The organism is Sphingomonas sp. (assembly GCF_964263785.1).
Taxonomy (GTDB): Bacteria; Pseudomonadota; Alphaproteobacteria; order Sphingomonadales; family Sphingomonadaceae; genus Sphingomonas.
The window spans coordinates 1-2,701 of the sequence record NZ_CAXVWL010000099.1 but is presented as its reverse complement, the minus strand read 5'-3'; the positions used below and the strand labels follow the sequence as shown (position 1 = coordinate 2,701).

Here is a 2,701-nt window from a genome sequence, read left to right as displayed (position 1 = left end):
AAGCTGTCCGGCGGGCTCGTCGCGCGCGCCGCGCACGATGGCGAAACCGTGGTCGCGCTCAACGGCAGGACCTACGCGCTCGCGGCGGGCATGACGGTGATCGCCGACGACGCCGGCGTCCATGACATCGGTGGCATCATGGGCGGCGCGCACTCGGGCGTGTCGGCACAGACCACCGACGTCGTCATCGAATGCGCATACTTCGACCCCGACGCGATCGCCCGCACCGGTCAGGCGCTGACGCTGACCAGCGACGCGCGGTCGCGATTCGAGCGCGGGGTCGACCCCGCATTCCTCGACGACGGCCTCGCCATCGCCACCCGCATGGTCCTCGACCTGTGCGGCGGCAGCGCCAGCGGCGTCACCCGTGCGGGAACGCCGCCGGTCGAGCGCCGCGTCGTCGCCTACGACCCGCACCTCTGCCGCGACCTAGGCGGGCTCCATGTCGCGCCCGAGCGGCAGGCGCGCATTCTGCTGTCCTTGGGCTTCACCGTCGGCGCGATCGATCATGCCGACGCGTTCAGCGACGCGCTGTTCGCGACCATCGAGGGCCGCTGGCCGGTGCGCGTGCCGACCTGGCGGCGCGACATCGACGGCGCCGCCGATCTGGTCGAGGAAGTCATCCGCATCGAGGGCATCGACAAGGTGCCCGCGACCCCGCTGTCACGCCTGCCCGGCGTCGCACGGCCGACCGCGACCCCCGAGCAGAAGCTGGAGCGCCGCGTCCGCCGCGCCGCCGCGGCGCGCGGGCTCGACGAGGCGGTGACGTGGAGCTTCCTCTCCGAAGCCGAGGCCGCGCCGTTCGGCGGGGCGGCCTGGACGCTCGCCAACCCGATCAGCGAGGACCTGAAGGCGATGCGCCCGTCGCTCCTGCCCGGCCTGCTGTCGGCGGCGGCGCGCAACCTCAATCGCGGCGCAGCGTCGGTCAGGCTGTTCGAGCTCGGCCGCCGCTACCTCGCGGACGCAGAGCGCGCGACACTCGGCGTGGTGCTCGCGGGCGACCGCCGCCCCCGCGGCTGGCGCGAGGGCAAGGCCGCGGCGTTCGACGCCTATGATGCCAAGGCGGAGGCTGTCGCCCTGCTCGCCGCCGCGGGCGCACCCGTCGACAACCTGCAGGTGATGGGGGAGGCGGGAGACGCTTGGCATCCAGGTCAATCGGGCACGCTGCGGCTCGGACCCAAGACGGTCTTGGCCGCCTTCGGCATGCTTCATCCGAGCGTCCTGAAGGCGTTCGACCTCGACGGCGCGGTCGCGGGGATCGAGCTGTACCTCGACGCGATACCCGCAAAGCGCCGGTCGGGCTTCGCGCGCGTCGCCTATGCACCGCCCGCATTGCAGGCGGTGCGGCGCGACTTCGCGTTTGTCGTACCCACGGGCTTGAACGCCGACACGCTGGTGCGCGCGGTCCGCGGCGCCGACAAGGCTGCGATCGTCGCCGCACGCGTGTTCGACGTGTTCAGCAAGGACGGCGAAACTTCGGTCGCGATCGAGGTGCTGCTCCAACCGACAGCGGCAAGCTTCACCGACGAGCAGTTGAAAGCGATCGCCGACAAGGTCGTCGCCGCCGCGAACAAATCGGGAGCAACCTTGCGTGGCTGACTGGATCGAGATCACCAACGGCGTCCTCACCGCCGTGATCAACCCGCTCGGCGCGGAGCTGTCGTCGCTCCGGGATGCGCAGGGCCGCGAACTGATGACCGACGCCGACCCGCGCTTCTGGACCGGGCGCGCGCCGATCCTGTTCCCGGTCGTCGGCCAGCCCTACCGCGACGTCATCCGCGTCGACGGTCAGACCTACCCGGTGAAGAAGCACGGCTTTGCGCGGCGAATGACATTCGCGGTGGTCGACCGTATCGCGGATGCGGTGACGTTCCGGCTGACCGACGACGCCGAGACGCGCGAGCACTATCCATTCGCCTTCTGCCTCGACGTCGAGTTCCGCCTCGAAGGCGCGACGCTGCGGATCGAGGCGACGGTCGCCAACCCCAACGACGTCGCCCTGCCCGCCAGCTTCGGCTTCCACCCTGCCTTTGCATGGCCGCTTCCCTATGGCGCGCCCCGCGCCGATCACCGCATCGTCTTTGCCGCCGACGAGCCCGACTCACTGCGCACGATCGCCGCCGACGGCACGATCGCGGCGGACACCCGTCCGTCGCCGCTGGACGGCCGCACGCTCCACCTCGCCGATATACTGTTCGAGACCGACGCCCTCGTCTGGGACCACGTCCGCTCGGATAGCGTCACCTACGGCGCAACCGATGGTCCGCACCTCGAGATCGCCTTCCCCGACACTCCCATGCTCGGCATCTGGACCAAGCCAGGCGCACACTACGTCTGCGTCGAGCCCTGGCACGGCATCGCCGACCCGGAGGGCTACACCGGCGAGTTCCGCGATAAACCCGGCGTGTTCGAGATCGCGCCGGGCGAGGCCAAGCGGATCGCTATAAGCGTGACGCTGCTGCCTTGAAGCTCGAAACCGACAAGGCTATTCCGTTGACATGGCAACTGCGATCAATCTTGAGCCCGCTACAGTAGCAGCGCTTGACGCCATTGTCGCAAGCGGTCGAGGCTGTTGAAAAACGGCTGCTTGCGACGGTGTCGAGGGCGTGATTCACTCCTGCAAGGCGGTAGGGGGATCACGGACATGATGGGTCGGCAGGTGGCACAGGGCGCGCTGTTCTACGGTTTTCGGCTCGATGAG

At 69.6% G+C, this 2,701-nt stretch carries 2 protein-coding genes; both read left to right on the top strand.

Annotation, left to right across the window (positions count from 1 at the left end; all coding sequences use genetic code 11):
• The coding region (locus tag ACE5C1_RS13140) for a phenylalanine--tRNA ligase subunit beta (protein ID WP_374944526.1) at positions 1-1,599 on the top strand (1,599 nt) is incomplete at its 5' end.
• Positions 1,592-2,467, top strand: coding sequence for an aldose 1-epimerase family protein (locus ACE5C1_RS13135; RefSeq protein ID WP_374944525.1), 876 nt, complete (start codon positions 1,592-1,594; stop codon positions 2,465-2,467). The genes ACE5C1_RS13140 and ACE5C1_RS13135, both read left to right, overlap by 8 nt.
• Positions 2,468-2,701: the final 234 nt, after the last annotated feature.